Origin of the sequence: Bradyrhizobium sediminis (genome assembly GCF_018736105.1) — a bacterium.
In the GTDB taxonomy this organism is placed as follows: domain Bacteria; phylum Pseudomonadota; class Alphaproteobacteria; order Rhizobiales; family Xanthobacteraceae; genus Bradyrhizobium.
The window spans coordinates 1,442,820-1,467,196 of record NZ_CP076135.1 but is presented as its reverse complement, the minus strand read 5'-3'; the positions used below and the strand labels follow the sequence as shown (position 1 = coordinate 1,467,196).

The 24,377-nt window shown below is 65.0% G+C and carries 27 protein-coding genes and 1 tRNA gene; 11 read left to right on the top strand and 17 right to left on the bottom strand.

From position 1 onward, the window contains the following. Nucleotides 1-212 precede the first annotated feature (212 nt). Nucleotides 213-545, top strand: coding sequence for a hypothetical protein (locus tag KMZ68_RS07095; protein WP_215615109.1), 333 nt, complete (start codon nucleotides 213-215; stop codon nucleotides 543-545). Nucleotides 546-580: 35 nt separating this feature from the next. Here the strand turns inward: KMZ68_RS07095 and KMZ68_RS07090 are convergent. The 3 genes from KMZ68_RS07090 to mnmA all read right to left on the bottom strand — a co-directional run bounded on the left by KMZ68_RS07090 (nucleotide 581) and on the right by mnmA (nucleotide 2,748). Next, nucleotides 581-657: transfer RNA gene (locus tag KMZ68_RS07090), tRNA-Met, on the bottom strand. 228 nt (nucleotides 658-885) lie between these two features. After that, on the bottom strand, nucleotides 886-1,524 hold the full coding sequence (locus tag KMZ68_RS07085) for a class I SAM-dependent methyltransferase (RefSeq protein WP_215603271.1): 639 nt from the start codon (nucleotides 1,522-1,524) through the stop codon (nucleotides 886-888). Between the two features lie 33 nt (nucleotides 1,525-1,557). Then, entirely contained in the window at nucleotides 1,558-2,748 is a 1,191-nt protein-coding gene (mnmA, locus tag KMZ68_RS07080; protein WP_215615108.1) for a tRNA 2-thiouridine(34) synthase MnmA, read from the bottom strand. A 360-nt stretch (nucleotides 2,749-3,108) separates the two neighbouring features. On the opposite strand from mnmA, the gene KMZ68_RS07075 reads away from it, so the two are divergent. From KMZ68_RS07075 to flbD, 8 genes are all read left to right on the top strand, one after another. Beyond that, complete coding sequence (locus KMZ68_RS07075) at nucleotides 3,109-4,728, top strand: flagellar hook-length control protein FliK (protein WP_249779549.1); 1,620 nt, start codon at nucleotides 3,109-3,111, stop codon at nucleotides 4,726-4,728. A gap of 10 nt (nucleotides 4,729-4,738) precedes the next feature. After that, nucleotides 4,739-5,431: a flagellar hook assembly protein FlgD gene (locus tag KMZ68_RS07070; RefSeq protein ID WP_215615107.1), complete on the top strand. Its 693-nt coding sequence runs from the start codon at nucleotides 4,739-4,741 to the stop codon at nucleotides 5,429-5,431. Between the two features lie 191 nt (nucleotides 5,432-5,622). Beyond that, on the top strand, nucleotides 5,623-5,898 hold the full coding sequence (gene sciP, locus KMZ68_RS07065; protein WP_002714638.1) for a CtrA inhibitor SciP: 276 nt from the start codon (nucleotides 5,623-5,625) through the stop codon (nucleotides 5,896-5,898). Between the two features lie 171 nt (nucleotides 5,899-6,069). Further along, entirely contained in the window at nucleotides 6,070-7,698 is a 1,629-nt protein-coding gene (gene fliF, locus KMZ68_RS07060; protein ID WP_215615106.1) for a flagellar basal-body MS-ring/collar protein FliF, read from the top strand. A 1-nt stretch (nucleotide 7,699) separates the two neighbouring features. After that, nucleotides 7,700-8,782, top strand: a complete 1,083-nt coding sequence (gene fliG, locus KMZ68_RS07055; RefSeq protein ID WP_215615105.1) for a flagellar motor switch protein FliG — start codon at nucleotides 7,700-7,702, stop codon at nucleotides 8,780-8,782. Beyond that, a complete protein-coding gene (locus tag KMZ68_RS07050) occupies nucleotides 8,782-9,414 on the top strand; it encodes a FliH/SctL family protein (RefSeq protein WP_215615104.1) in 633 nt (210 codons plus the stop codon). The genes fliG and KMZ68_RS07050 overlap by 1 nt, the downstream gene beginning before the upstream one ends. A 10-nt stretch (nucleotides 9,415-9,424) precedes the next feature. Then, a complete protein-coding gene (fliN, locus tag KMZ68_RS07045) occupies nucleotides 9,425-9,775 on the top strand; it encodes a flagellar motor switch protein FliN (protein ID WP_215615103.1) in 351 nt (116 codons plus the stop codon). 61 nt (nucleotides 9,776-9,836) lie between these two features. Further along, nucleotides 9,837-11,222 carry a sigma-54-dependent transcriptional regulator FlbD gene (gene flbD / locus KMZ68_RS07040; protein WP_215615102.1) on the top strand — a complete coding sequence of 462 codons (1,386 nt, stop codon included), beginning with the start codon at nucleotides 9,837-9,839 and terminating at the stop codon, nucleotides 11,220-11,222. Here flbD and KMZ68_RS07035 read toward each other — a convergent pair. The 8 genes from KMZ68_RS07035 to KMZ68_RS07005 all read right to left on the bottom strand — a co-directional run bounded on the left by KMZ68_RS07035 (nucleotide 11,167) and on the right by KMZ68_RS07005 (nucleotide 16,364). After that, the gene (locus KMZ68_RS07035; RefSeq protein WP_215616491.1) at nucleotides 11,167-11,517 is read right to left on the bottom strand and encodes a hypothetical protein; all 351 of its coding nucleotides are present in this window, start codon (nucleotides 11,515-11,517) and stop codon (nucleotides 11,167-11,169) included. The two genes, flbD and KMZ68_RS07035, sit on opposite strands and share 56 nt — an antisense overlap. Nucleotides 11,518-11,521: 4 nt before the next feature. Next, a complete protein-coding gene (locus KMZ68_RS26105) occupies nucleotides 11,522-11,653 on the bottom strand; it encodes a hypothetical protein (protein ID WP_256443698.1) in 132 nt (43 codons plus the stop codon). Between the two features lie 98 nt (nucleotides 11,654-11,751). After that, nucleotides 11,752-12,336 carry a flavin reductase family protein gene (locus KMZ68_RS07030; protein ID WP_215615101.1) on the bottom strand — a complete coding sequence of 195 codons (585 nt, stop codon included), beginning with the start codon at nucleotides 12,334-12,336 and terminating at the stop codon, nucleotides 11,752-11,754. Nucleotides 12,337-12,343: 7 nt separating this feature from the next. Then, complete coding sequence (locus KMZ68_RS07025) at nucleotides 12,344-13,189, bottom strand: ATP-binding cassette domain-containing protein (RefSeq protein ID WP_215615100.1); 846 nt, start codon at nucleotides 13,187-13,189, stop codon at nucleotides 12,344-12,346. Between the two features lie 8 nt (nucleotides 13,190-13,197). Continuing rightward, nucleotides 13,198-14,004 (bottom strand): ABC transporter permease subunit, encoded by an 807-nt coding sequence (locus tag KMZ68_RS07020; RefSeq protein WP_215615099.1) that lies wholly within the window; start codon nucleotides 14,002-14,004, stop codon nucleotides 13,198-13,200. Further along, nucleotides 14,001-15,173: an FMNH2-dependent alkanesulfonate monooxygenase gene (ssuD, locus tag KMZ68_RS07015; protein ID WP_215615098.1), complete on the bottom strand. Its 1,173-nt coding sequence runs from the start codon at nucleotides 15,171-15,173 to the stop codon at nucleotides 14,001-14,003. Before ssuD ends, KMZ68_RS07020 begins: the two co-directional genes overlap by 4 nt. Further along, entirely contained in the window at nucleotides 15,170-15,379 is a 210-nt protein-coding gene (locus KMZ68_RS07010; RefSeq protein WP_215615097.1) for a hypothetical protein, read from the bottom strand. The genes ssuD and KMZ68_RS07010 overlap by 4 nt, the downstream gene beginning before the upstream one ends. A 34-nt stretch (nucleotides 15,380-15,413) precedes the next feature. Then, a complete protein-coding gene (locus KMZ68_RS07005) occupies nucleotides 15,414-16,364 on the bottom strand; it encodes a sulfonate ABC transporter substrate-binding protein (protein WP_215615096.1) in 951 nt (316 codons plus the stop codon). A 459-nt stretch (nucleotides 16,365-16,823) separates the two neighbouring features. Between KMZ68_RS07005 and KMZ68_RS07000 the strand changes: the two genes are divergently transcribed. Beyond that, nucleotides 16,824-18,119 carry an O-acetylhomoserine aminocarboxypropyltransferase gene (locus KMZ68_RS07000; protein ID WP_215615095.1) on the top strand — a complete coding sequence of 432 codons (1,296 nt, stop codon included), beginning with the start codon at nucleotides 16,824-16,826 and terminating at the stop codon, nucleotides 18,117-18,119. A gap of 3 nt (nucleotides 18,120-18,122) precedes the next feature. Continuing rightward, nucleotides 18,123-18,905 carry an alpha/beta fold hydrolase gene (locus KMZ68_RS06995; RefSeq protein ID WP_215615094.1) on the top strand — a complete coding sequence of 261 codons (783 nt, stop codon included), beginning with the start codon at nucleotides 18,123-18,125 and terminating at the stop codon, nucleotides 18,903-18,905. 47 nt (nucleotides 18,906-18,952) lie between these two features. Here KMZ68_RS06995 and KMZ68_RS06990 read toward each other — a convergent pair whose 3' ends face one another. The 6 genes from KMZ68_RS06990 to KMZ68_RS06965 all read right to left on the bottom strand — a co-directional run bounded on the left by KMZ68_RS06990 (nucleotide 18,953) and on the right by KMZ68_RS06965 (nucleotide 24,181). Then, on the bottom strand, nucleotides 18,953-19,891 hold the full coding sequence (locus KMZ68_RS06990; RefSeq protein WP_215615093.1) for a TauD/TfdA dioxygenase family protein: 939 nt from the start codon (nucleotides 19,889-19,891) through the stop codon (nucleotides 18,953-18,955). A 27-nt stretch (nucleotides 19,892-19,918) separates the two neighbouring features. Further along, nucleotides 19,919-20,887, bottom strand: coding sequence for an aliphatic sulfonate ABC transporter substrate-binding protein (locus KMZ68_RS06985; RefSeq protein WP_215615092.1), 969 nt, complete (start codon nucleotides 20,885-20,887; stop codon nucleotides 19,919-19,921). A 31-nt stretch (nucleotides 20,888-20,918) separates the two neighbouring features. After that, a complete protein-coding gene (locus KMZ68_RS06980) occupies nucleotides 20,919-21,134 on the bottom strand; it encodes a hypothetical protein (RefSeq protein WP_215616231.1) in 216 nt (71 codons plus the stop codon). 137 nt (nucleotides 21,135-21,271) lie between these two features. Further along, complete coding sequence (locus KMZ68_RS06975; RefSeq protein WP_215615091.1) at nucleotides 21,272-22,069, bottom strand: ABC transporter ATP-binding protein; 798 nt, start codon at nucleotides 22,067-22,069, stop codon at nucleotides 21,272-21,274. Further along, a complete protein-coding gene (locus KMZ68_RS06970; protein ID WP_215615090.1) occupies nucleotides 22,063-23,103 on the bottom strand; it encodes an ABC transporter permease in 1,041 nt (346 codons plus the stop codon). The genes KMZ68_RS06975 and KMZ68_RS06970 overlap by 7 nt, the downstream gene beginning before the upstream one ends. Further along, a complete protein-coding gene (locus KMZ68_RS06965; RefSeq protein ID WP_215615089.1) occupies nucleotides 23,081-24,181 on the bottom strand; it encodes an ABC transporter substrate-binding protein in 1,101 nt (366 codons plus the stop codon). The genes KMZ68_RS06970 and KMZ68_RS06965 overlap by 23 nt, the downstream gene beginning before the upstream one ends. Between the last annotated feature and the right edge of the window lie 196 nt (nucleotides 24,182-24,377).

Genomic DNA, 24,377 nt, shown 5'->3' with positions numbered 1-24,377 from the left:
TCAAGGCAACTGAAAATTTAGTTTGATACTGATGCCGGAAAATTAGTTTGATCGGGATCAACCGGCGCGACGTTTCAAATTGCGTCAAAAGCGCGGCATGTTGTGCGGCGTCACCCGGCCACTCCTCCCCGACAACCATCGCATCATCACGAGATTGGTGTTGCCGAGGATGCCAAACAGCGGCGATTATCCTGGCAAGAAAGAAGAATTGGATGCCGATGCGAAATTCACTCTTCGTCCTGCTGTCACTCGTCATGGCCGCCGGCGCTGCATCGGCGGAGGAGGCTTCAGTGGATCTGGCCGGCATCGGCGGCCGCACATGCGCCTACTGGCTCTCGAGCCGGGACCACAGGCAGGAAGGTACGGTGTGGATTTACGGTTTCTGGAGCGGCCTCAATTACGTGGCCGTATCGAGCCAGCAAGACCAGTCGAAAGCCAATGATGCCACGATGATCGCCGCCGTCGAGGCGGCCTGCAAGGGCAAGCCATCGCGGATCCTGGCCACGGCGGCCTGGTCGGCTTATATCGACAGCAGCGGGAAATAGTCCGGAGCCGGAATACGGGCTGGACACGAAAGATTTGGTAGCGAGAGAGGGACTCGAACCCCCGACCCCAGGATTATGATTCCCGTGCTCTAACCAGCTGAGCTACCTCGCCACGGCTCACCATCACGGCACTATATACCGCGGTTGCGAACGCGCGGCATATAAGAAGTCGGTCAGGTGCCTGTCAAGCAAACCCGCATCCGCCTCCAAGTGCCTGCAAACGTGCCTATTTCGGGTGGACATCGGGATCGCCGCCGGGGCTCCCGGTCGGCGGAAACACCGGCATATTGCCGGTATCGGGCGTCGGGGCGTGGATGTTCCCTGCGAAACCGCCGTCCCCTCAGGACTTGCGGTAGCGGATCAGCGAGAAATGCCCCATTGGCGGCATCGGCCGGCGCTCGGTCAGGGTGACGCCGCCGTGCCTGGCCGCCCAGTTCACCAGGCGGCCCCATGGAAATTCAGGCCGCCAGCCGAGCCGGCGCGCCAATGGTGCGAACGCCAGTTCGAAGATGCGGCGCGGGCCGCTCTCGGCGCCGATGTGATTGACCAGGATGAGTTCGCCGCCGGGCTTCAGCACGCGGATGAAGTCATCCAGCGTGGCTTCGGGATCAGGCACCGCGGTGATGACGTACTGCGCCACCACCGCATCGAAGAACGAATCCGGAAACGCCAGGTTCTTGGCGTCCATCACCGCGAGCGTCTCGACATTCTTGAGACCGAGCGCGCGCACGCGGCTCTGCGCCTTGCGCAGCATCGGCTCGGAAATATCGACGCCGCACAGTTTCGTGGTGGGCGAATAGTCCGACAGCGACAATCCGGTGCCGACGCCGACGTCGAGAACCCGTCCGCCGATCTTGTCGGCTTCCGCAATGGTCGACTGGCGGCCCTGATCGAATACCTTGCCGAATACCAGATCGTAGACCGGCGCCCAGCGCCCATAAGCCTTTGCGACCCCCGCGCGGTCGATATCTGCAGCCATGCCCCAGCCTTGAATTTATCTGCCTGAAGATTCTTATCCGCGCACGGCCTCGACCAGCGGCCGCGGCGCGGCGGCTTCGCGCACCGCGCCCCTGGACGTTGCGCTCTTGATGAAACCGCCGCCGAGCACGCGCGCCTGCCCTGAAGAAGCATCGTAGAACACGCAGGCCTGGCCCGGCGAGACGCCCTCCTCGCCGGCAACCAGTTCGACTTCATAGCCGCCGTCGGCGGCGCGCAGCCATGCCGGCTGCGGCGCGCGGGTCGATCGCACCCGCACGAACAATTCGAGGCCGTCGCCGACCGCCGCATCGAGCGCGCCGTCGCCGATCCAGTTGATGTCGCGCAACTGGATCCGATCCATCCGCAGCGCCTCGCGCGGACCGACCACGACGCGGCGGCTGCCGGCGTCCAGCCGCACCACATAGAGCGGCGCGCTGGAGGCGATGCCGAGGCCGCGGCGCTGGCCGACGGTGAAGTGAACGATGCCCTGATGCCGGCCGATGACGCGGCCGCCGAGGTCGACGATGTCGCCGGGCTCGACCGCGTTCGGCCGCAGCCGGCCGATGATGTCGGTGTAGCGCCCGGTCGGCACGAAGCAGATGTCCTGGCTGTCATGCTTGTCCGCGACCTCGAGACCGAAGCGCCGCGCCAGTTCGCGCGCCTGCGGCTTGGTCATGTCGCCGAGCGGAAAGCGCAGAAAATCGAGTTGCTCGCGCGTGGTCGCAAACAGGAAATAGCTCTGGTCGCGATCGGCGTCGGCGGCGCAGACCAGCGCGCGCGATCCGTCGGGCAAGCGGCGCGAAGCGACATAATGTCCGGTCGCGAGCGCAGCGGCGCCGAGTTCGCGCGCGGTCGCCAGCAGATCGCGAAACTTGATCGAACGGTTGCACTCGATGCAGGGCACCGGCGTCTCGCCCGAAGCATAGCTGTCGGCGAAGTTGTCGATGACGGATTCGCGAAAGCGGTTCTCGTAGTCCAGCACGTAATGCGGGATGCCGATCCGCTCGGCGACGTTGCGGGCGTCGTGAATGTCCTGCCCGGCGCAGCAGGCGCCCTTGCGATGGGTGGCAGCGCCATGATCGTAAAGCTGCAGCGTGATGCCGACGACGTCATAGCCCTCGGACTTCAACAGCGCAGCCGTCACCGACGAGTCGACGCCGCCCGACATGGCGACGACGATCCTGGTGTCCTGTGGACGGCCTTGGAGATCCAGACTGTTGAGCATGGGTTCCGGTCATCAATGCGACCGCGGCCCGGAGGGCTTCGCGATCAAAGTAAAAAGCCTTGTCGTTAGAAAGCCTTGAAAACGGCACCGGGAAGGCGGATCGGCCTTTTCGGCGCGGCTGAAAGGCTGCTCTTTAATATAGGCCGCATTCCCGCGAAGCAATCACGCCAGGCCGTTTTGCGCGGGGCCCAACGGCAAATCTTGCCGCCGGGCAGGAAAAGAAAGGGCGCAGCGGCCCCGCAGCTCACCCAGCATGCAGGTAAGCCTATGTAAAATATAGATATTTTTTGAAGCTCGGGATGGCCCGGTCCTTGCTGATGCCTCTTCAAGTTCCATTGCAAGAGGCCGCCCGTGTTCAGCGTGACCACAGATCCAACTGCATCCGTGTCTTTTCAGGCGCCGGCGCCGAGGTCCGCAAGATCGGACCAATCGCCTGGAAACGACAGCTTCGCGGCGCTGGTCGACAGCAATGCGCCCCCGGACGCCAACGATAACGCACACGCCGATGCACAATCGGCCTCGCAACGCCGCTCCGACGATGCCGCTGCAACGGCAGCCGACGTCAGGCGGTCGCGCGACGCCGCGGCTGCCGACCGGGCGGCCCGGAACGATGCAGACGATCGTGTCGCCAATTCCAGACGGCGCGCCGGGATCAACACCGACGCGGCCTCGCGCGCCGACGCCAGGCCCGGCACTTCGAAGGGCGAGCCCGCGACGAGATCAGACGCAGAGCAGGCCTCCGACGAGTCTGCGGCAAACGATTCTGCGGCCGATGCCGCTGCCCCGGCAGTGCAGGACGGCGCTGTCGCGACGACGCCCGACCCGGTCGCGGTGCCGATTGCTGCCGCTGCGACGGCGGTTCCTGCTGCTTCGCCCGCGTCCGGCAATGCGACGGCGCCGCTTGCGATCGCAGCCGCCGCCATTGCGGCGAGCGCATCGGACACCGGCGCCTCCGCGGTCGCTTCATCCGCGCAGGCCAAGATCGATCCAGACGCCGGCGCAGCTGCCGCCGCGGGCACGCCCAATGCAGCCGCCGCGGCAAAGGCCGATGCGCAGACCGCAGCGACCGCTGCCGCCGCTGCGCAACCGGCGGCCGAGACCGACGCAATCCCGGCGGCCGGCGTGGCATTGGCCGCGTCCGTTGCCGCGCCGGTGGCGCCGAAGGCCGCGACGCCGGCCAAGGCAGCGGCGACCCAAACCCCGACTGCGGCATCCGATGGCTCCGACGCCGTGCCTGGCACGGGCGATCCCGCCGCGACAGCCATATCGACCGCAACACCGGCCAGTCATGTCGCGCAACCAGCGCCCGCCGCCGGCAAACCGAAGGCCGGACACGAGGCGATCGACGCGGCGAAAGCGGACGGCTCCGCCGGCGCTCCGTCGGCATCGGCGGCCAACGGATCGGGCCTGGCGCCTCCGACCGCCGCCCAGGCCGGACCAACGCCGCTCGATCCATCCGGCACTGGCGTGCAGGCGGCCAACGCGATCCAGCCGCAGCTTCACGCCGGCCCGGCCGCCGCCGCAGCGCCGTTGACCGTCACGGCGGCAACCGATGCGGCGGTGCCGCTCGGCGGCCTGGCGCTCGAGATTGCCGTGTCGGCGCGAAGTGGCAAGAGCCGCTTCGAAATCCGGCTCGATCCCGCCGATCTTGGCCGCATCGACGTCCGCATCGACGTCGACCGCAACGGCCTCGTGACTTCGCATCTCATGGTCGAAAAGGCGGAAACGCTGTCGATGTTGCGCCAGGACGCCCCGCAGCTGCAGCGCGCGCTCAACGACGCCGGGCTCTTGACCGGCGACGGCGGCCTGCAGTTCAGCCTGCGCGACCAGTCATCATCCGGCCAGAACAACGGGGACGGATCGGCTCCCAACGCCCATCGCCTCGTCGTGGCCGAAGAAGACAGCATTCCCGCCGTCATCGCAGGACGTACCTATGGCCGCATGCTCGGTTCGAGCAGCGGCGTCGATATCAGGGTCTGAGGAGATCACCATGGCAGTCGACGTATCCATGCCAACGCCGGTCGTATCGGGAAAGACGACGCCGAGCACCGACAAGACCACCACCGCCTCGACGGCGACGACCGGGATTGCGGATAATTTCCAGACTTTCCTGACGTTGCTCACGACGCAGCTGCAGAACCAGAATCCGCTCGATCCGCTCGACACCAACCAGTTCACCCAGCAACTGGTGCAGTTCGCAGGCGTCGAGCAGCAGCTCAAATCGAACGAGCAGCTGAAGTCGCTGATCGCACTCGAGAAGAGCGCGCAGGCGACCCAGGCGTTGATCTATGTCGGCAACACCGTCGCCGTCGACGGCAGCAGCCAGCAGTTCAACGATACGGCAACCTGGAATTTGAAGGCTGCCAAGGCCGCAACCGCCGAGGTCACCATCACCAACTCGACTGGGCAAACGGTCTATTCCGGCAACTATGCGCTGAGTGCGGGCAATGCCAGTTTCGTCTGGGACGGCAAGGGCAATGACGGCGTGCAATGGCCGGCGGGCATCTACAAGCTGACCGCGACGGGCAAGGACAGCTCGGGCAAGGACGTGGCTATCGCCACGGAAATCCAGGGCGTCGTCGACTCCGTCGATCTCACCGCTAGCCCGGCCCTGCTCTCGATCGGGGGGCAGAACTACACCACCGACCAGATCCGGCGCGTGATCCGCCCCACCACCAGCTAGGCGCCATTCGGGACGCCGCCCGTTCCCGGCATATCCACCAGCCTGTTCCGGCCCGGCGCCCCCCAGACGCCGGGCCGTTTTGACGACATTTTCAAGGAGATTCGTATTGAAGCCTTGAGCTTAGGCAAATTTTAAGCCGGAGGGCGTAGGTTGTCATGGTGAGTTAGTGGTTGAGAGTTTGTGAGTACGCCATGACAGAACCCCATCGCCCGAGGGTAAAATACGTCATCGGGCCTGACGGCAGTCCGTTAACAATTGCGGATTTGCCCGCGCCCGGTACGAAACGGTGGGTAATCCGCCGTAAAGCCGAAGTCGTTGCCGCAGTCCGCGGCGGCCTGCTCTCCCTCGAGGAGGCTTGCAGCCGCTACACACTGACGGTCGACGAATTCCTTTCCTGGCAGTTTTCCATCGATCAACACGGCCTTGCAGGACTACGCACCACCCGTATCCAGCAATATCGCCAGTAAGCCCCCCTGCAGACCATCTTATTTGATGAAAATCGGCTTCTTCCTGAGAAGCCGATTTTTTTGATGTTCAACTTTCACTGCGGCCCTTAACGGTCGTTAACCATATCGAAACCATCCCGTAGGCAATAATTGCCCAGTCGGCTCCTGGGGGCCGAATCTCAGGGGCGGTTGGTGCAGGGTCTGGTAGTTTTCCTAAGAGGTCTCGGTGCCTCCCGCCTGATGGCGATGATCGCGGTGACAACCGCGCTGATCGCCTTTTTCGGCTTCGTCATCATGCGCGTCACCACGCCGCAGATGACCACCCTGTTCACCGACCTCAGCGCCGAGGACTCCTCGGGGATCATCAAGGACCTGGAACGCCAAGCCATTCCCTTCGAGATCCGCAACGAGGGCGCCGTGATCATGGTGCCGAAGGACAAGGTCACCCGGCTGCGCATGAAGCTCGCCGAAGGCGGCCTGCCCAGGGGGGGCGGCGTCGGCTACGAGATTTTCGACAAATCCGACGCGCTCGGCACCACCAGCTTCGTCCAGAACATCAATCACCTGCGTGCGCTCGAGGGCGAACTGGCCCGCACCATCCGCGCCATCGACCGCATCCAGGCGGCCCGCGTCCACCTGGTACTGCCCGAGCGGCCGCTGTTTTCGCGCGAAACGCCGGAGCCGTCGGCCTCGATCGTGGTACGCGTGCGCGGCTCGCTGGAGCCGCAACAGATAAGGGCCGTCCGCCACGTCGTCGCTTCCGCTGTCAATGGCTTGAAGCCGCAGCGGGTGTCGATCGTCGACGAGGCCGGGCGTTTGCTCGCCGATGGTGCCGCCAACGACGCCGACAACGCCATCGGTGACGAGCGCCGGGCTGGCTTCGAAAAGCGGATGCGCAACGAGATCGAGGCGATCGTGTCCTCGGTGGTCGGCGCCGGCCGCGCCCGGGTCCAGCTCTCGGCCGACTTCGACTACAACAAGATCACCCAGACCTCCGACAAGTTCGATCCCGAGGGCCGGGTGCTGCGCTCGAGCCAGACCCGGGAAGAGTCCTCCGCCAGCGGCGCCGACAACGGCCAGGTCACCGTCAACAACGAGCTGCCGGGCAACCAGAACAAGGACAACGCGGCGGTCGCGCGCGACCAGAGCAAGAAGAGCGAGGAAACCAACAATTACGAGATTTCCCGCACCACCAAGACCGAAGTGACCGAGGTCGGACGGGTCAACCGCATCTCGGTCGCCGTGCTGGTCGACGGCGCCTATGTCAAGAACGAAAAGGGCGAGATGGTCTACCAGGACCGCAGCAAGGAGCAGCTCGACCGCATCGCGGCGCTGGTCCGTTCGGCGATCGGCTTCGACCAGAAGCGCGGCGACCAGGTCGAGGTGGTGAACCTCAAATTCGCCGAACCGCCGGTGATCCCGCCCGTCGTCGAACCGACCGGCCTGCTCGGCATGCTGCAGTTCACCAAGGACGACGTGATGTACGTCATCGAACTTGGCGTCATGATGCTGCTCGGCCTGGTGGTGCTGTTCATGGTGATCCGGCCGCTGGTCAGGCGCATCCTGGCGGCCGAAGTGATCCCCAGCCTGACCGGTGACGGCTCGATGCCGGCGCTGACTGACGGCAGCGCGCCGGCCGAAGGCACGCCCGGCCAGAGCTTGGTCCCCGGCCCCAACGCCACCGCTACGCTGATCGACGTCGCCCAGGTTCAGGGCCAGGTCCACGCCCAATCGGTGCACCGGGTCGGCGAACTGGCCGAACGCAACCCCAACGAAACCGCTACCATCGTCCGCCAATGGCTAACGGAGCCCGCGACCTGACATGTCCGTACCGCAAACCACCAACGCCAACGATATCACCAGTGTCGTCGCCGCGCTGGCCAGCCGTCAGGCCAATCGCCCGAAGAGCAAGCCGATGAGCGGGCCGAAGCGCGCCGCTATCCTGATGCTGGCGCTGGGCGAACAGTATGGCGGCAAGGTGTGGTCGCTGCTCGATGACAATGAAGTACGCGAATTGTCGATGCACATGTCGACGCTCGGCACCGTCGAGGCCGACATCGTGGAAGATCTGCTGCTCGAATTCGTCTCGCGGATGTCGGCGTCCGGCGCGCTGATGGGAACCTTCGACGCCACCGAACGACTGCTGCAGCAATACCTGCCACCCGAACGTGTCGTCGGCATCATGGATGAAATTCGCGGACCCGCCGGCCGCAACATGTGGGAGAAACTCTCCAACGTGCAGGAAGAGGTGCTCGCCAACTATCTGAAGAACGAATATCCGCAGACCATCGCCGTGGTGCTGTCGAAGCTGAAGCCGGAACACGCCGCGCGCGTGCTCGCGATCCTACCCGAGGACATGGCACTCGACGTGATCGGCCGGATGCTGAAAATGGAAGCGGTGCAGAAGGAAGTGATCGAGCGCGTCGAACAGACGCTGCGCACCGAATTCATGTCGAACCTGTCGCAGACCCGCCGCCGCGACGCCCACGAGGTGATGGCCGAGATCTTCAACAATTTCGACCGCCAGACCGAAACCCGCTTCATCACCTCGCTGGAAGAGGACAACCGCGAGTCCGCCGAACGCATCAAGGCGCTGATGTTCACCTTCGACGACCTGGTCAAGCTCGACTCCGCCTCGGCGCAGACCCTGATGCGCCACGTCGACAAGGACAAGCTCGGCGTCGCGCTGAAGAGCGCCAACGAGGACGTCCGCGGCTTCTTCCTCGGCAACATGTCCTCCCGCGCCGGCAAGATGCTGCTCGACGACATGGCGGCGCTGGGACCGGTGCGGTTGCGCGACGTCGACGAGGCGCAGGCGCTGCTCGTCAACCTGGCCAAGGATCTTGCCGCCAAAGGCGAAATCATGCTGACCAAGAACCGCGCCGACGACGAGCTGGTGTACTGATGGCCGCGCCCGCAAAATTCCTTTTTGACATGGACTTCTCGGCGCCGGACAAGTCGCGCGAACGGCCGGCCACGTCGGCCGAGATCGTCCAGAAGATCGCCGCTGCCGAGGCCCGCGCCTACCGCGACGGCTTCGATGCCGGCCAGCGCGAGGCCAAGGCGGAGAGCGACCGCCGCACCGCGCTGGCGCTCGAGGAGATCAGCATCGGCATTCGGGGCATCGCGACGCGCTTTTCCGGCATCGAAACCCGGATGGAGACCGAGGCCGTCGACGTCGCGGTCGCGGTGGCGCGCAAGCTGTGCACCGAGCTGATCGCCGGCGAGCCGCTCGCCGAAATCGTCGGCCTGGTCAGCGACTGCTTCTCGCATCTGGTCTCGACGCCGCACCTCGTGGTCCGGATCAACGATTCCCTCTACGAGGCGGCGCGCGAACGGATCGAGCGGCTGGCCAAGCAAAGCGGCTTCGAAGGCCGTCTCGTCATTCTCGCGGAGCCGCAAATCGCGACCGGCGATTGCAGGATCGAATGGGCCGACGGCGGCGTGGTGCTGGAGCGTGCGGCGATCGAAGCCAAAGTCGACGAACTTGTCGGGCGCTACATCGCGTCCCGCGACCAGGCCGGGAATCGGCCATGAGGATTAAGCCATGAGTGACACCGACGCACAGGTCCCGCTTCCCGATCTCAACGCCGCAGACGCGCCGGGGATTGACGACGTGGCCTACAGTGAAAACGAACAGGCATCGCGCATCGCCGCCGACCTGGAGGCGGTGTTCGACGTGCCGGTGCAGGTTTCGGCCGTGCTCGGCCGCTCCAAGATGGACGTCGGCGAACTCCTGAAGCTCGGGCCGGGCACCGTCCTCGAGCTCGACCGCCGCGTCGGCGAAGCCATCGACATCTATGTCAACAACCGCCTGGTGGCGCGCGGCGAAGTGGTTCTGGTCGAAGACAAGCTCGGCGTGACCATGACGGAAATCATCAAGGCGGAGCGCACCTGACAGGGCGCGATCTCAACAATACGGCGCATAAACCGCGCGAACAGACGAACAGGAGAATATCATGCGGCTTCTCATCGTTGGCACATTGAAGGGCCAGCTCACGACAGCCACCAAGATCGCCATGGAAAACGGCGCGTCGGTGACGCACGCCGAGGGCAACGAACAGGCGATGGCCGTGCTGCGCGGCGGCAAGGGCGCCGACCTCCTGCTGGTCGACGTCGCCCTCGACATCCGCGATCTGGTGATGCGGCTGGAAGCCGAACACATCCACGTGCCGATCGTCGCCTGCGGCATCTCCAACGACGCCCGCGCCGCGGTGGCCGCGATCCACGCCGGCGCCAAGGAATACATCCCGCTGCCGCCCGATCCGGAACTGATCGCCGCGGTGCTCGCCGCGGTCGCCAATGATTCACGCGACCTGGTCTATCGCGACGAGGCGATGGCCAAGGTGATCAGGCTGGCGCAGCAGATCGCGGGCTCCGACGCCTCAGTGATGATCACCGGGGAATCCGGCACCGGCAAGGAAGTGCTGGCGCGCTACGTCCACACCCGCTCTCACCGCGCCAAGCGGCCGTTCATCTCGATCAATTGCGCGGCGATCCCCGAGCACCTGCTGGAATCCGAACTGTTCGGCCACGAGAAGGGTGCGTTCACCGGCGCCGTGGCGCGGCGGATCGGCAAGTTCGAGGAAGCCACCGGCGGCACCCTGCTGCTCGACGAAATCTCGGAAATGGACGTGCGGCTGCAATCCAAGCTGCTGCGCGCCATCCAGGAGCGCGTGATCGATCGCGTCGGCGGCACCAAGCCGGTGCCGGTAGATATCCGCATCATCGCGACCTCGAACCGCAACCTGGCCGACGCCGTGCGCGAAGGCACCTTCCGCGAAGACCTGTTGTTCCGGCTCAACGTCGTCAACCTGAAGATTCCGCCGTTGCGCGAACGCCCGGCGGACATTCTCGAACTGGCGCAGCACTTCGCCAAGAAGTATGCCGACGCCAACGGCGTGCCGCTGCGCCCGATCTCGGCGGAGGCGCGGCGGGTGCTGACGTCCAACCGCTGGCAGGGCAACGTCCGCGAGCTGGAAAACACCATGCATCGCTCGGTGCTGATGGCGCAGGGCGACGAGATCGGCGTCGAGGCGATCCTGACGCCCGACGGCGACCGTCTCGATCTCGCCAGGACCCCGCCGGCGGTGGCGCACGCCACCTTCGCCGCCGAGCAGGTAACGCGCGCGCTGGTCGGGCGAACGGTCGCCGACGTCGAACGCGATCTGATCCTGGAAACGCTGAAGCATTGCCTCGGCAACCGCACCCACGCCGCCAACATCCTCGGCATCTCGATCCGCACCCTGCGCAACAAGCTGAACGAATATGCCGACGGCGGATTGCCGATCACGCCCGCCGGATCGGGCGCCACCGACTATCATCGCGTCGCTGCGGGCGCGTAGTCAGGATTTCACCATGTGATTGCGAGCCAACGGGTCGCGCAAATGCGCGCCCGATGACTGGCTCCGCAAGCAATCCAGCCACGGGGTCCGGATTGCTTCGCTGTTTGCTGCTCGCAATGACGACGATACGCTCCGGACGCCACGAATAGCTCGGCGCATCCGGTCTGCGGAAGATGTGGATCGGGTCGCCCGGCTGCAGGCCGCGGCCGGTGAATGCCGCATAGGCGTAAAGCGCGAGATAGCCGATCGCCAGCGCGCCGATGCCGTAAAATACCCAGACCGCAAACCGTTTCATCAGGTCAAAGCGCCACGTTGCCGGTGAGGTCCATGAAACTGGCGCCGAAGACGACGCCGGCGAAACCGAACCCGATCAGCACCAGGCGCGCAAAGCGCCCAGGCGATTTGAAGGGTCTTGCGTTCCTCCGCGGCAATGCTCTTCGGTTCCGGTTGTCCGACTATACGTGCCGGACATGCAAGCCGCAAACGCGCAAAATGCCCGTGGCCTCAACTCCCGACGCCGGTATTGCCGTCAAACTCCGCGCCGGACGCGAGGGGCCGGAACGCTGACCTCCGCGAGTTTGATCGCGTCCTCGTCCTGATCGATCGCGACATACTGCCCCTGCCAATAGGCCAGCGCCGCCGTGCGCCCCGACACCTGGAGGTCCAACACCCGCCCGATCACGATGGCGTGGGAATGGCGTTCGACGATGTCCTCAACTTCGCAATCCGCCGCCGCCAGCGCGTCCGCCAGCAGCGGCACGCCGGACGCACGGCTGATCCATTCGGCGCCGGCAAACCGCTCCACACCCTTCGATCCGTCCTTGCCGGCAAACCGCTCGGCGATATCGACCTGATCTGCGGTCAGGATATTCACGCCAAAAAACCCGTAGCGCTTCAACAGCGGCCAGGACGAAGACCCCCGGTTGATGCTGACGATCAGGCTCGGCGGATCGGCCGAAAGCGACGACACCGACGTCACCGTCATGCCCGTGATATCGCTGGCCCGCCCGGCCGTGATCACGCTGACGCCGCCCGCCAGATGTCGCATGGCGCCGCGAAAGTCGCCTGCGGAGACCTCGCGATCGATGCTGATGGTGCGAAAGGCGGAATTCATGGCAGCCTCACGAGTCGGATGGCTCATCCCCGGATTGCAGCAGGTTGCGCAGGATCGAACCTTCCAGCGCCGCCAGATCGGCTGAGCCGCGCCGGCGCGGACGCGGAATGTCCACGCTGACGTCATGCGCAATACGGCCGTCTTCGATCACCACCACGCGATCCGCGAGCGCGACGGCTTCCGAAACGTCATGGGTCACCAAGATTGCAGTGAAGGCCTGATCCCGCCAGACCCGCTCCAGCAACCGCTGCATGGAAATGCGGGTCAGGGCATCGAGTGCGCCGAGCGGCTCGTCGAAGGCGAGAACCCGGGGATTGCTCACCAGGGCTCGGGCCAGCGCCACGCGCTGCTTCTGTCCGCCGGAGAGAACGGCCGGCCACTGCCCGCGCTTGTCGTCGAGACCGACTTCGGTCAGCGCCCGTTCCGCACGTGCCTGCACATCCGAAGACGCACGGTCGCGGCCAAGGCCGACTTCGACGTTCGACAGCACCCGCGCCCACGGCAGCAGCCGCGGCTCCTGAAACATCACCCGGACGTCCTCGGCTCGCACCGCTTCGCCGAAGCCGATGGCGCCGTCGTCGATGGTCTCGAGCCCCGCGATCAGGCGCAGCAGCGTGCTCTTGCCGCAGCCGCTGCGCCCCACGATCGCGACGAATTGCCCCGCCGGAATATGCAGATCGACGCCGCGCAGCACCTCGTTGCTGCCGAACGACTTGCGCAGGCCGCGAATGGTCAGCGCAAGCCCACGGGACGGCACTTCCGGGCCGCGGCGCAGCAGCCGTGCCTGCTCGATGAAATCCGCGCGGTCCAGAGGCTCGGCATCCGGCTGAAGGAAACGAAGGGCTTCTTGCATGTTGATTCCTAGTGTTTCTGGAAGGCGGGATGCCAGGACAGCGTCAGCCGCTCGAGCACGCGCGAGGCGCTGTCGGCGAGCTTTCCGAGCAAGGCGTAGATCAGGATGCTGAGCACCACGACGTCGATCAGCATGAACTCGCGCGCCTGCATCGCCATGTAACCGAGGCCCGACGAGGCCGCGATGGTTTCCGCCACGATCAGCGTCAGCCACATGATGCCGAGCGCGAACCGCACGCCGACGAAGATCGACGGCAGCGCGCCCGGGAAAATGATCCGCCGGAACAGTTCGCCGTCGGTCATGCCGTAGATCCGCCCCATCTCGATCAGCTGCGGATCGACGGTGCGGATGCCGTGCAGCGTGTTGAGATAGATCGGGAAGAACACCCCGAGCGCGACCAGAAACAGCTTGGCCGATTCATCGATGCCGAACCACAGGATCACCAGCGGGATCAGCGCGAGGTGCGGAATGTTGCGCACCATCTGCAGCGTGGTGTCGGTCAGTTTGCTGCTGAGCTGCGACAGCCCATTGGCCAGCCCAAAGGCAAAGCCGATGCCGCCGCCGATGACAAAACCGACGCTGGCGCGCCAGAAGCTGACCCAGATGTTGCGCGCGAGTTCGCCGGACAATGCCAGCTTCCAGCCCGCCAGCGCCACGTCGCTCGGCGCCGGCAGCACCCGCGCCGGCACCAGCCCGGTCACGCTGGCGGCCTGCCAGGTCAGCACGATCGCCAGCGGCACGATCCACGGGATCAGGCCGTCGGCACGCGGCAGTCGCAGGCTGCGCGACCGCGCAAGGCTTTCGATCAGGCTCATGACTGCGACGCCTTCACCAGCGGCCGGTGTTCGTTGGCGATGGTTTCGCCGAACGGTCCGGTGTTGACGCGGATCGGCGTCACATCGTTCGGTTGCGCAAGCTTCAGCAGCGGGAACACCAGTTCGGCGAAGCGATAGGCCTCCTCGAGATGAGGATAGCCCGACATGATGAAGGTATCGATGCCGACATCCTGATATTCCCGGATGCGCGCCGCGACGGTCTCGGGATCGCCGACCAGCGCGGTTCCCGCGCCGCCGCGCACCAGGCCGACCCCGGCCCAGAGGTTCGGGCTGATTTCGAGCTTGTCGCGGCGTCCGCCGTGCAATTGCGCCATGCGCTGCTGGCCGACCGAGTCCATGCGCGCGAAAATCTTCTGCGCCGAAGCCACGGTCTCGTCGGTGACGTGCTGGATCAATTCATCCGCCGCCTTCCAGGCTTCCGCATTGGTCTCGCGAACGATCACATGCAGGCGGATGCCGAAGGAGAGCTTGCGTCCGCGGCTGGCGGCAACCGCCTTGACGCCGGCGACCTTTTCGGCGACCTGCGCCGGCGGCTCGCCCCATGTCAGGTATTTGTCCACGGTATCGACGGCGACATCGATGCCGGCGTCCGACGATCCGCCGAAATAGAGCGGCGGGCGCGGCGACTGCACCGGCGGGAACAGCAGGCGCCCGTCCTCGATGCGGATGTGCCTGCCCTTGAAATTGACGGCCTTGCCCGCGAGCAGGTCGCTATAGACGTTGAGAAACTCACGGGTCACGGCGTAGCGCTCGTCGTGATCGAGGAAGACGCCGTCGCCCTTGTTCTCGACCGGATCGCCGCCGGTGACGACGTTGACGAGCAATCGACCGTTCGACACCCGGTCGAGCGTCGCGGTCATGCGCGCCGCCACGGCCGGCGATTGCAGGCCGGGCCGCACCGCAACGAGATAACGCAGCCGCTCGGTCCAGGGCGCCACGGCCGACGCCACCACCCATGAATCCTCGCAACTGCGTCCGGTCGGGATCAGCACCCCGAAATAGCCGAGTTGATCCGCAGCCTGCGCGATCTGGCGCAGATAATTGAAGCTGACCTCGCGCCCGCCGGTCGTGGTGCCGAGATAGCGACCGTCGCCATGGGTCGGCAGAAACCAGAGAACGTTGGCGTTGGATGATGGACGGCTACTCAATGGAACGGCCTCCTTGCCGCGTCGGAAATTCCGAAGTGTGTGGGGAACGGGACGGAAGCGAAGATCGCGTCCGTAACCCGGTTTTGATCGGCGACCGCGCCGCCGTTGCGGGCGATTTGCTCCCGGCCGTAGGTCGCGCCGACACCGGCGAGCGCGATGTTCATGGACACCACCGCCATCGCGATCGCCCGCTTGAACCAACGCATGTTTCAATCCTCCGATGGCAATGCCGGGACCAGATCAGGTCTGCGCCGGCTTCCAGACCGCATCGCGAACCACGACCGGCTTCGGAATCAGTCCGAGCTTGAAGAAGCGATCGGCGACGCCCTGCTGGGTCGCGATGATGTCATCGGTGACCGGCCCGACCGCAAAGGACGAGCGGTTGGCGGCGACGGTCTGGATATCCAGGGGAATGCCGGTGACCGCGCTCAGCGCTTTCGCCACCTCGTCGCGGTGCTGCTCGGCCCACTTGGCGGTCGCGGACGTCACGTCGATGATCTGCTGCAGCACCTGCCCGTGGTTCTTCGCGAAGTCGCGGTTGGCGATGTAGAACGAGTTGGTCTTGGTGATCTCGTAGGCGTTGACCAGGATCCGCCCGTTCTGCCTGGTTTCGCCGATCGCGAAATACGGATCCCAGATCGACCAGGCGTCGATACTGCCATTGGCGAAAGCCGGGCCGGCGTCCGGCGGCGTCAGATAGACCGGAGTAATGTCGGCATAGCTGAGACCGGCCTTCTCCAGCGTCTGCACCACGACATTGTGGGCGCTGGATCCCTTGGTGAAGCCGACCCTTTTGCCCTTCAGATCCGCAATGCCGCGAATGCCGGAAGCGGCCGGAACCAGAATGCCCTGTCCGTTGGTGATCGGCTGACCCGCGGCATAGACGATGGCTGCGCCCGCCGCCTGCGCAAAGATCGGCGGAGAATCGCCGACCGCGCCATAGTCGACGCTGCCGACATTCATGGCCTCCAGCATCGGCGGACCGGATGAGAACTCGACCCACTTCACCTCGATGCCACGCGGCGCAAAATGCTTCTCGAGCGCCGCCTGTTGCCGCGCGATCACCAGCACTCCGTTCTTCTGGTAGCCGATGCGGATTTCCTTGATTGCAGTCTGCGCCTGCACCTCACGCGACAGCGCAGCGACCGCTGCGGTTCCCAAGGACAGTTTCAGAAATTCACGACGCTTCATTGCGATCTCCCGACAAGAATGCCGCGGACAGTGCGCGATCATTCGATGCGTGGGATGATGGTGCCGCTCTCGGGAGCTGTCGAGTGCTCCGCAAAAATAGCAATGACGCCACTGCTCATCGGCTGCGCGGCGATGGGTTTATTGCCGGATCATGTTCCGCCGCGACGCATTTTTCTTGACGCGCGCATCGCGAAAATTTGTTCACCATGAAGTCGGCCGTGCAACGCGATCTGCATCAGGGCGCTGCTCGAATGCCATCGATTGGGGCAAATCCGGGCGGCCGCAAAGGATCGAACCGCCGACCACGCCGGAGACGGAATAATTTTCGCCGAACCGGGCACTCGCCAGCAGGAAAGTCGGGCCGCGCCAACCCCGGGGGCTAACAATCCCTGACTTTTTGTGGCACATCCTGCTGCCGTCCGGGATAACCGGCAAAACCGCATCGTTTTAGAGATCGCCATGGCCGCACCCAAACCGCCCGCCTTCGAAACCCTGAGCCTGCATGCCGGCCAGCACCCGGATCCCGTCACCGGCGCACGCGCGGTCCCGATCTATCAGACCACGTCCTATGTATTCCAGGATTCCGAGCACGCCGCGGCGCTGTTCAACCTCGAACGCGCCGGCCACATCTATACGAGGATTTCGAACCCGACCACGGCGGTGCTGGAAGAGCGGCTGGCCGCGCTGGAGAGCGGGGTCGGCGCGATCTGCACCGCGAGCGGCATGGCGGCGATGCATCTGGCCATCGCGACATTGCTCAATGCCGGCGACCACATCGTCGCCTCCGCCTCGCTCTACGGCGGCACCATCAACCTGCTCGCTCATACGCTGCCGCGCTTCGGCATCACCACGACCTTCGTCAAGCCGCGCGCGCTGGACGAGTTCCGTTCGGCGATCCGGCCCAATACCCGCCTCGTCATCGGCGAGACCATCGGCAATCCCGGCCTCGAAGTGCTGGACATCCCCGCCGTCGCGCAGATCGCGCATGACGCGAAAATTCCGCTCCTGATCGACAACACCTTCGCGACGCCCTATCTCAGCCGGCCGATCGAGCTCGGCGCCGACATCGCGATGAACTCGGCGACCAAATGGATCGGCGGCCACGGCATCGCCATCGGCGGCGTGATCGTCGACGGCGGCCGGTTCGACTGGCGCGCGTCCGGCAAGTTTCCGGTGCTGACCGAACCCTATGCCGGCTATCACGGCATCGTTTTCGACGAGCAGTTCGGCCAGGCCGCCTTCATCATGCGGGCGCGCACCGAAGGCCTGCGCGACTTCGGTGCCTGCCTGTCGCCGACCAACGCCTTCCAGCTGCTGCAGGGCGTCGAGACGCTCGGCGTCCGCATGGACCGCCACATGTCCAACACCCATGCCGTGCTCGCGGCGCTGGCCGCCAACAAGGCGGTGGCGTGGGTGCTGCACCCGTCGCTGGAAAATCATCCCGACCATGAATTGGCCAAGCGCCTGCTGCCGCGCGGCGCCGGGTCGATCGTCAGCTTCGGCATCAAGGGCGGCCGGGCGGCCGGCAAGAAGTTCATCGAGGCACTTCGGATGATCAGCCACCTCGCCAATGTCGGCGACGCCAAGACCCTGGTCATTCATCCCGCCAGCACCACCCATCAGCAGATGGATGCCGCGCAACTGAAGGCCGCAGGGGTCGGCGAGGAACTGGTGCGGTTGTCGGTCGGCATCGAAGCCGCCGCCGACATCATCGACGACCTCGGCCAGGCGCTCCGTATTTCGCAGAAGGCTTGAGCCATGCAACTGTCCGTGAACGGCATTGATACCTTCGTCGCCACCGGCGGCCGGGAATTCGACAAGTCGCTGCCTGCCATCGTGCTGCTGCACGGCGCCGGCTTCGATCACACCACCTGGGCCCTGCATTCGAGGTGGTTCGCTCACCACGGCTTTGGCGTGCTGGCGCCGGACCTGCCGGGCCATGGCCGCTCGGGCGGCGCGCCGCTACCGACCATCTCCGAGATGGCCGACTGGACCGCCGCACTGCTCGACGCGGCCGGCGTGCCCAAGGCGCGGCTGGTCGGACATTCCATGGGCTCGCTGATTGCGCTCGAAACCGCGGCGCGGCACCCGGCCAAAGTCTCCGGGCTGAGCCTGATCGGAACGGCGGCTACCATGACCGTCGGTCCCGACCTGCTCAAGGCCGCCGAAGCCAACGACCATGATGCGGTCGACATGGTCTCGATCTGGGGCCTCGGCCATCAGGCCGAACTCGGCGGCAGCCTCGCGCCCGGCCTGTGGATGCATTACGGCGCCCAGCGCGTGCTCGAACAGTGCCGGCCCGGCGTGCTGTTCAACGACCTTTCCGCCTGCAACGCCTATCAGGGCGCGCTCGCCGCCGCCGCCAAGGTCACGGTGCCTGCCACGCTCATTCTCGGCGAACGCGACATGATGACACCGGCAAGAGCCGGCAAGGCGCTGGCCGCAGCACTTGCAAATTCACGCACCGTGGTGCTGTCGGGCGCCGGCCACATGATGATGGTCGAGCGGCCCGACGAGCTGCTGGCGGCGCTGCAGGACTGAGCGGCGCAATTGCCGGGTTCAACAAGCAGCGCCCGCCGAACCGGCGGCTATTCCGCCGCGACGCTCAGATCGAGACGGGCCTGCGGCGCCTCGCCGGTCACTACCGAGACACGCTCGCCCCAGCGCTCTTCCGGGTAATAGTCCCACACGGCATGATGCTGGCTCGCCCAGTTGTCCCACACCAGCAGCGAATTCGGTTGCCAGTGCACACGCGTCTGCAGCGCAAGCTGGCCTTCGACGTGGCGGAACAGGAACTGGAGCAGCGCGTCGCTTTCCCTGCGTGTGAGCTGCACGATGTGGGAGGTGAACGACGCGTTCACATAGAGAAACTTCCGGCCCGTTCGCGGATGGGTCGCCACCACGGGATGCTCCGACTGCGGATAGGTCTTGCCGGGATCCGGCTTTGCGCCATAGCCCGCCGTCCAGGCAAGCGAGCCATCGTGGATCGCCGTCAGTCCGTCGAGCAGGCGCTTGATCGGGTCTGACAGAAACTCATAAGCAAGATACATGTTGGCGAAGGCGGTGTCGCCGCCAAGCGGTGGCGTCTTCGTCACGCGCAGCAGCGAGACCGCGATCGGACTTGGGTCGCAGGACACATCGGGATGCCAGCCGTCGCCCGCGGTGAAACGCGAATCCCGGCCGGTTTTCCATGACAGAAATTCCGGGTCGAACGGGCCTTCATGGCTGAAGCGCGTGGCAGCGAGTTCATGCCGGTGCAGGGACTTGCCGAAGCGCAGGCCGAACCGCTTATGGTGCTCACGCGAAATGTCCTGGTCGCGGAAGATGATTGCAAGGTTCTCGTCGAGCGCGCGGCGGATTTCCGCGAACTGGACGTCGGAGACCTCCTTCGAAAGGTCGACGCCGGATATCTCGGCGCCGACGGTCGGCGAGAGCTGTTTGACCCCGATGGTTTCGTAAGGCTGGCGCCTTTCGCCATTCCAGGCCTCGATCGCAATCTTGTCATTGAAGTCCCGGTAGAAGCTCATTTGGTGTTCCTTTCAGCTGCGCCAATTTCAGGAGCCGGGTGTCCATTTCCAGACGACGTCGGAAACGTTGACCCGCTTCGGGATCAAGCCGAGGCGTGCATAACGGTCAGCGACCGCCTGCTGGCTCTTGATCACCTCGTCGTCGACTGGAGCGACGCGGTAGTTCGAGCGATCGACAAAACGCCTGATGGCCACGATATCGACACCGGTCGCCTCCGCCTGCGCTTTCGCGACCTCCTCGTGATGGAGATCGGCCCACTGACCTTCCGATGCGAACACGCTGTTGAGCTTTGCTACCAGCGAGGGATATTTCTCCACGAAATCCGCACCTGCGATGTAGAACGCGTTGGGCTTGTGCACGTCCTTGTCAAAGGCGATCACGCGGGCGTTCTCCTTGAGCTCGGCAAGCGCCAGATAGGGATCCCAGATCGACCAAGCCTCGACCGATCCTTTCACGAATGCTGCTGTCGCATCGGCCGGCGCGAGCGGAGCCGGCGTGATGTCGCTCCAGGCAAGCCCGCCCTTTTCCAGGGCGGCGATCAGCAGATTTTGCGCGCTTGATCCCTTGCCGAAGGCAACGCGTTTGCCCTTCAGATCGGCAAGGGTCTTGATCGGCGAATCCTTGGGGACAATGATCGCCTGCGTATTGCCGTCCGATTTGACGGCCGCGACGTAGCGAATCCTGGCGTTACCCGCCTGCGCGAAGATCGGCGGCGAATCGCCGACAAAGCCGAAATCGACCGCACCCACGTTGATCGCCTCCAGCAGCGGCGGACCGAACTGGAAGTCGATCCACTTGATCTCGATGCCGAGCGGCTTGAATGCGTCCTCCACGGTATGGCGCTGCCGCACGGCCGGAAAGAAGCCGCCCTTCTGCGTGCCGATGCGGATTTCGGTCGGCTTGTCCTGCGCCTGCGCGGCGACAGGCGATGTGGCGAGAGCTGCAACAGCCAGCGCCCCACCGAGAATACCGAGAATACTGCGTCTTATGATCATGAATCCGTCCTTTCGGGTTTGGCCGCGTTGATCAGAGGGCGGCGGTGAACTGAGGCTTGCTCGCAGAGCGGCGCCGCCCGTCGAGCAGCGCTCTCGCCGCGCGTTCCGCATCGCGCGCGGAACGAAACCGGCGGCCTTCGAGACTGTCGAAAACGCGTTGCGAGGAAAAGAACCGGAACCCACGCTCGTCGAACGCGACGATTCCGGCCGTCTGGTGCAGAACTTCGATGATGTAGGCGTTGGGCATGCATGCCCGTTCGCCGGAATTGCCGGCGCTCCTGTCTGCCCGCGTGGCAAATTGGGCAGCGAGTTGGCTGGCGCGGTCGAGGATCGCCGGCGTGGCGTCGACCGAAAGCTGCTTGCGTATGGAACTGCCCACTGCGCTCACCATGTTGCGTCCAATCCGAGCAGCCCCAGGATGTTCCGGCGCAGCTCCGCGAGCCTGGGATCGCCGCGGTGCCGGGGAAAGGGACGATCGACTGCGATGTCGGCCTTGATGCGCGCGGGCCGGTCGCTGAAGACGATGACGCGGTTGGCAAGGAACAGCGCTTCCTCGACATCATGCGTCACCAGCAGCGTCGTAAATCCCTTGCGCTGCCAGAGCGCCACGATTTCGGCCTGCATGGTGATGCGCGTCAGCGAGTCGAGCTTGCCGAGCGGCTCGTCGAGAATGAGGATCCTGGGATCGTTGACCAGCGCTCGCGCCAGCGCCACGCGCTGCGCCATGCCGCCCGACAGCTGGTGCGGATAGGCGTTACGAAACCGCGAGAGCCCGACCAGGTCGATGGCGGCATCGACGCGCTGGCGCTGGGTCTTCAGGATACCCTGCGCCTCAAGGCCGAGCGCCACGTTATTCCACACGGTTCGCCAGGGAAACAGCGTCGGGTCCTGAAACACCACGACGCGCGACGGAAACGGTCCCTTCACCGGATCGCCGTCCTCGCGCAACACGCCGGATCGCGGCGCCTCAAGTCCTGCGACCAGACGCAGCAGGGTCGACTTGCCGCAGCCCGACGGTCCCAGCAGCGCCACGAACTCGCCGGGCTTGACGCTGAAATTCACGTCGTCGAGCACCGGAAGCACGCTGCCGTCGATGTCGAAGGCGTGGCTGATGTGTTCGACCTCGAGCGAGGCGCCCACGGCAGGATAAGTGATCGGTTCGGCAATCGCGAGCGCTACCATTTGACGACACCCTTCTGCCAGACCAGCAGGCGGTCGCGTGTCCGGAACAGCAGAGTGATCGCGCCCGAGCACAGCAGCGACATCACGATCAGCGCGGCGTACATGTTCGAATAGGCCGCCCAGCCCTGGGCCCACTGCAGGTACCAGCCGAGCCCCGCCTTGACGCCGATCATTTCGGCGACGACCAGCACGGCGAAGGACGAGCCGAGGCCCATGAACAGGCCGACGAAGACGTGCGGCAGCGCCGCGGGAATGGCGACCTTCAGCACGAGGAACCATGGCCTGGCGCCAAGGGTTCGCGCCACGTCGTAATAGGCGTTGCTGACGCTCGCCACGCCGGACCAGGTCAGCACCGTGACTGGAAAGCCCGTGGCCAGCGCGATCAGGAACGTGCTGGCGCTCCAGCTCGACGGAAAGGTGAAGAATGCGAACGGAAGCCAGGCCGTCGCCGGCAGCGGTCCTATGAATCGCAACACCGGATGCACCCAGTAGCCCACGCTGCGCGACCACCCGATCGAGACGCCGGTCAGGAAGCCGGCTGCCGCGCCGATCGCATAGCCGCCGAGCTGAAGCTTCACCGACGCAAAGACACTGTCGAGCAGCTTGGGCAGGTCATCGGTATAGACTTCGACGATCGCCTGCGGCGGCGGAAAGAACGGCAGCGGCAACCACGCGAATTTCGCGGTCGCGACTTCCCACAGGGTCAGGAACAGGCCGAGCGCCAGCAGCCATGGCGCGCGCTGTTGCAGCGCTGCGCCGAAGCGCCCGAGCCAACTCGCACTCAAGGTCGCAGCAAGGATGCCGCCGGCGATCACGAATGCGGCGACAGCGAGTGCATGCGTTCGCGGCCAGTCCGCCAGATCCGCCCACCACAGGCATGACAGCCCGAAGCCGACCCAGGCGACGCTTGCGAATACCGCAGCGCCATTGGCAAGAAATGACGCGGGAAGCGACAGCGGCCGGCTTGCAAATGCAGCGCCCTCCTCCGCCGATTGCGGAAGCGCGACCGCCTTAGACGCCGAATACGTCGACATAGATCCGCTCCGCAAATTTTGCTGTATCGGTGCTCGGCTTGAAGACGGAAACGAGCTTCAGATCGTCCGCATAGGCCTTCAGTTCCTGCTTGAGCGCGTCGCCCACGGGATGGTGATGATGGGTGTGATAGCGAACCATCGCCTGCAAATCCTGCAAGCTGGCGGTCTTCGGCGCATAGGGCTGGAACGACGCCGCGGCCTTGTCCGGGTTCTGTGAGGTGAACATCGCCGCATCGAGCAACGCCCGAGTGATCGCGCGCGCGACCTGGGGCTCCTCGCGCACGAGGCTACCGCGCAAACCGACGATGCAGCAGGTCTTGTCCTTGTATTCGCCGTCGAGATTGGAGGCTACTTCCTTGTAGGCGGGATCCTTCAGCCAGAGATAGGCGATCGGATCCGAACCCAGGAACGCCTGGACTTCGCCCTTCTCGACAGCCAGCTGCAGCAGATTGCCGGGATAGACCCGCCAGTCCACGTCCTTGACGGGATCGATGCCCTGCTTGGAGAGCTGGATCGAAAAGAAGTTCTTGTCCGGCCCGCCGAGATCGCCGACGCCGACGATCTTGCCCTTGAGGTCGGAGAGCTTGTCGATTCCCGAATTCGCCCGAGTCAGAACCCGCATGCAGCCGCCATGGGTCCCGGCCGCGATCTTGACGTCGAAGCCCTGCTCGAGCGGCTTCAGCCAGCGCAACGCCATGCCGACGCCAGCATCCGTCTTGCCGGTCGCGATCGCCTCCAGCAGCTGGTCGGTCGAGCCGCTGTAGTTGACCAGTTCGACGTCGAGATTGTGTTTCTGGAAGATTCCCTGATCGATCGCGACCGGCAGCGGCGCCAGGCAGACCGCACCGGCGTTCCAGGACAATTTCAATTTTCGTGGCGCCCCCGTCAGCGGCGGCGCGTCGGATGCGGTCTTGCAGATCGGAAATTCCGAGAAGTCGATCGCCGGCGCCGCGGCGCGGAACGGAAACGCTTGCGCGCCGAATACGCCGACCGGCGCCGCCAGCGCCGCCGCGGCTCCCGCTCGCAGCAGCGAGCGGCGATCCAGCAACGATTTCTTCTGCTTCCCATCTCTCAACATCTTGTTCTCCTGCTTTCCGGCGGCATAGCGCCGCCGTCGGCGCAACGCGATGACGCTGCGGCCCGGTATTTTCCGACACTGGCGATCAGTGAGTTCGGTTCAATCCCGGCGAGATTCGAACTCTCGCTCCGTTGAATTCATGCTGCGATGATGCGCGGTGGCCTCGCGATCGTCAATGAAATGGAATTTTGAATGT

What these genes read in the sequence shown, in the direction of transcription:
- KMZ68_RS07005 (WP_215615096.1), bottom strand. Translation starts at nt 16,364, where the DNA reads ATGAAGCGTCGTGAATTTCTGAAACTGTCCTTGGGAACCGCAGCGGTC.
- KMZ68_RS06965 (WP_215615089.1), bottom strand. Translation starts at nt 24,181, where the DNA reads ATGTTGAGAGATGGGAAGCAGAAGAAATCGTTGCTGGATCGCCGCTCG.
- KMZ68_RS06975 (WP_215615091.1), bottom strand. Translation starts at nt 22,069, where the DNA reads ATGGTAGCGCTCGCGATTGCCGAACCGATCACTTATCCTGCCGTGGGC.
- KMZ68_RS06990 (WP_215615093.1), bottom strand. Translation starts at nt 19,891, where the DNA reads ATGAGCTTCTACCGGGACTTCAATGACAAGATTGCGATCGAGGCCTGG.
- KMZ68_RS07010 (WP_215615097.1), bottom strand. Translation starts at nt 15,379, where the DNA reads ATGCGTTGGTTCAAGCGGGCGATCGCGATGGCGGTGGTGTCCATGAAC.
- KMZ68_RS06970 (WP_215615090.1), bottom strand. Translation starts at nt 23,103, where the DNA reads ATGTCGACGTATTCGGCGTCTAAGGCGGTCGCGCTTCCGCAATCGGCG.
- KMZ68_RS06985 (WP_215615092.1), bottom strand. Translation starts at nt 20,887, where the DNA reads ATGATCATAAGACGCAGTATTCTCGGTATTCTCGGTGGGGCGCTGGCT.
- KMZ68_RS07035 (WP_215616491.1), bottom strand. Translation starts at nt 11,517, where the DNA reads ATGAAACGGTTTGCGGTCTGGGTATTTTACGGCATCGGCGCGCTGGCG.
- flbD (WP_215615102.1), top strand. Translation starts at nt 9,837, where the DNA reads ATGCGGCTTCTCATCGTTGGCACATTGAAGGGCCAGCTCACGACAGCC.
- KMZ68_RS07030 (WP_215615101.1), bottom strand. Translation starts at nt 12,336, where the DNA reads ATGAATTCCGCCTTTCGCACCATCAGCATCGATCGCGAGGTCTCCGCA.
- mnmA (WP_215615108.1), bottom strand. Translation starts at nt 2,748, where the DNA reads ATGCTCAACAGTCTGGATCTCCAAGGCCGTCCACAGGACACCAGGATC.
- sciP (WP_002714638.1), top strand. Translation starts at nt 5,623, where the DNA reads ATGACAGAACCCCATCGCCCGAGGGTAAAATACGTCATCGGGCCTGAC.
- KMZ68_RS07070 (WP_215615107.1), top strand. Translation starts at nt 4,739, where the DNA reads ATGGCAGTCGACGTATCCATGCCAACGCCGGTCGTATCGGGAAAGACG.
- KMZ68_RS07025 (WP_215615100.1), bottom strand. Translation starts at nt 13,189, where the DNA reads ATGCAAGAAGCCCTTCGTTTCCTTCAGCCGGATGCCGAGCCTCTGGAC.
- KMZ68_RS07095 (WP_215615109.1), top strand. Translation starts at nt 213, where the DNA reads ATGCCGATGCGAAATTCACTCTTCGTCCTGCTGTCACTCGTCATGGCC.
- KMZ68_RS06995 (WP_215615094.1), top strand. Translation starts at nt 18,123, where the DNA reads ATGCAACTGTCCGTGAACGGCATTGATACCTTCGTCGCCACCGGCGGC.
- KMZ68_RS06980 (WP_215616231.1), bottom strand. Translation starts at nt 21,134, where the DNA reads ATGCCCAACGCCTACATCATCGAAGTTCTGCACCAGACGGCCGGAATC.
- KMZ68_RS07000 (WP_215615095.1), top strand. Translation starts at nt 16,824, where the DNA reads ATGGCCGCACCCAAACCGCCCGCCTTCGAAACCCTGAGCCTGCATGCC.
- KMZ68_RS07050 (WP_215615104.1), top strand. Translation starts at nt 8,782, where the DNA reads ATGGCCGCGCCCGCAAAATTCCTTTTTGACATGGACTTCTCGGCGCCG.
- KMZ68_RS07085 (WP_215603271.1), bottom strand. Translation starts at nt 1,524, where the DNA reads ATGGCTGCAGATATCGACCGCGCGGGGGTCGCAAAGGCTTATGGGCGC.
- KMZ68_RS07020 (WP_215615099.1), bottom strand. Translation starts at nt 14,004, where the DNA reads ATGAGCCTGATCGAAAGCCTTGCGCGGTCGCGCAGCCTGCGACTGCCG.
- fliG (WP_215615105.1), top strand. Translation starts at nt 7,700, where the DNA reads ATGTCCGTACCGCAAACCACCAACGCCAACGATATCACCAGTGTCGTC.
- fliN (WP_215615103.1), top strand. Translation starts at nt 9,425, where the DNA reads ATGAGTGACACCGACGCACAGGTCCCGCTTCCCGATCTCAACGCCGCA.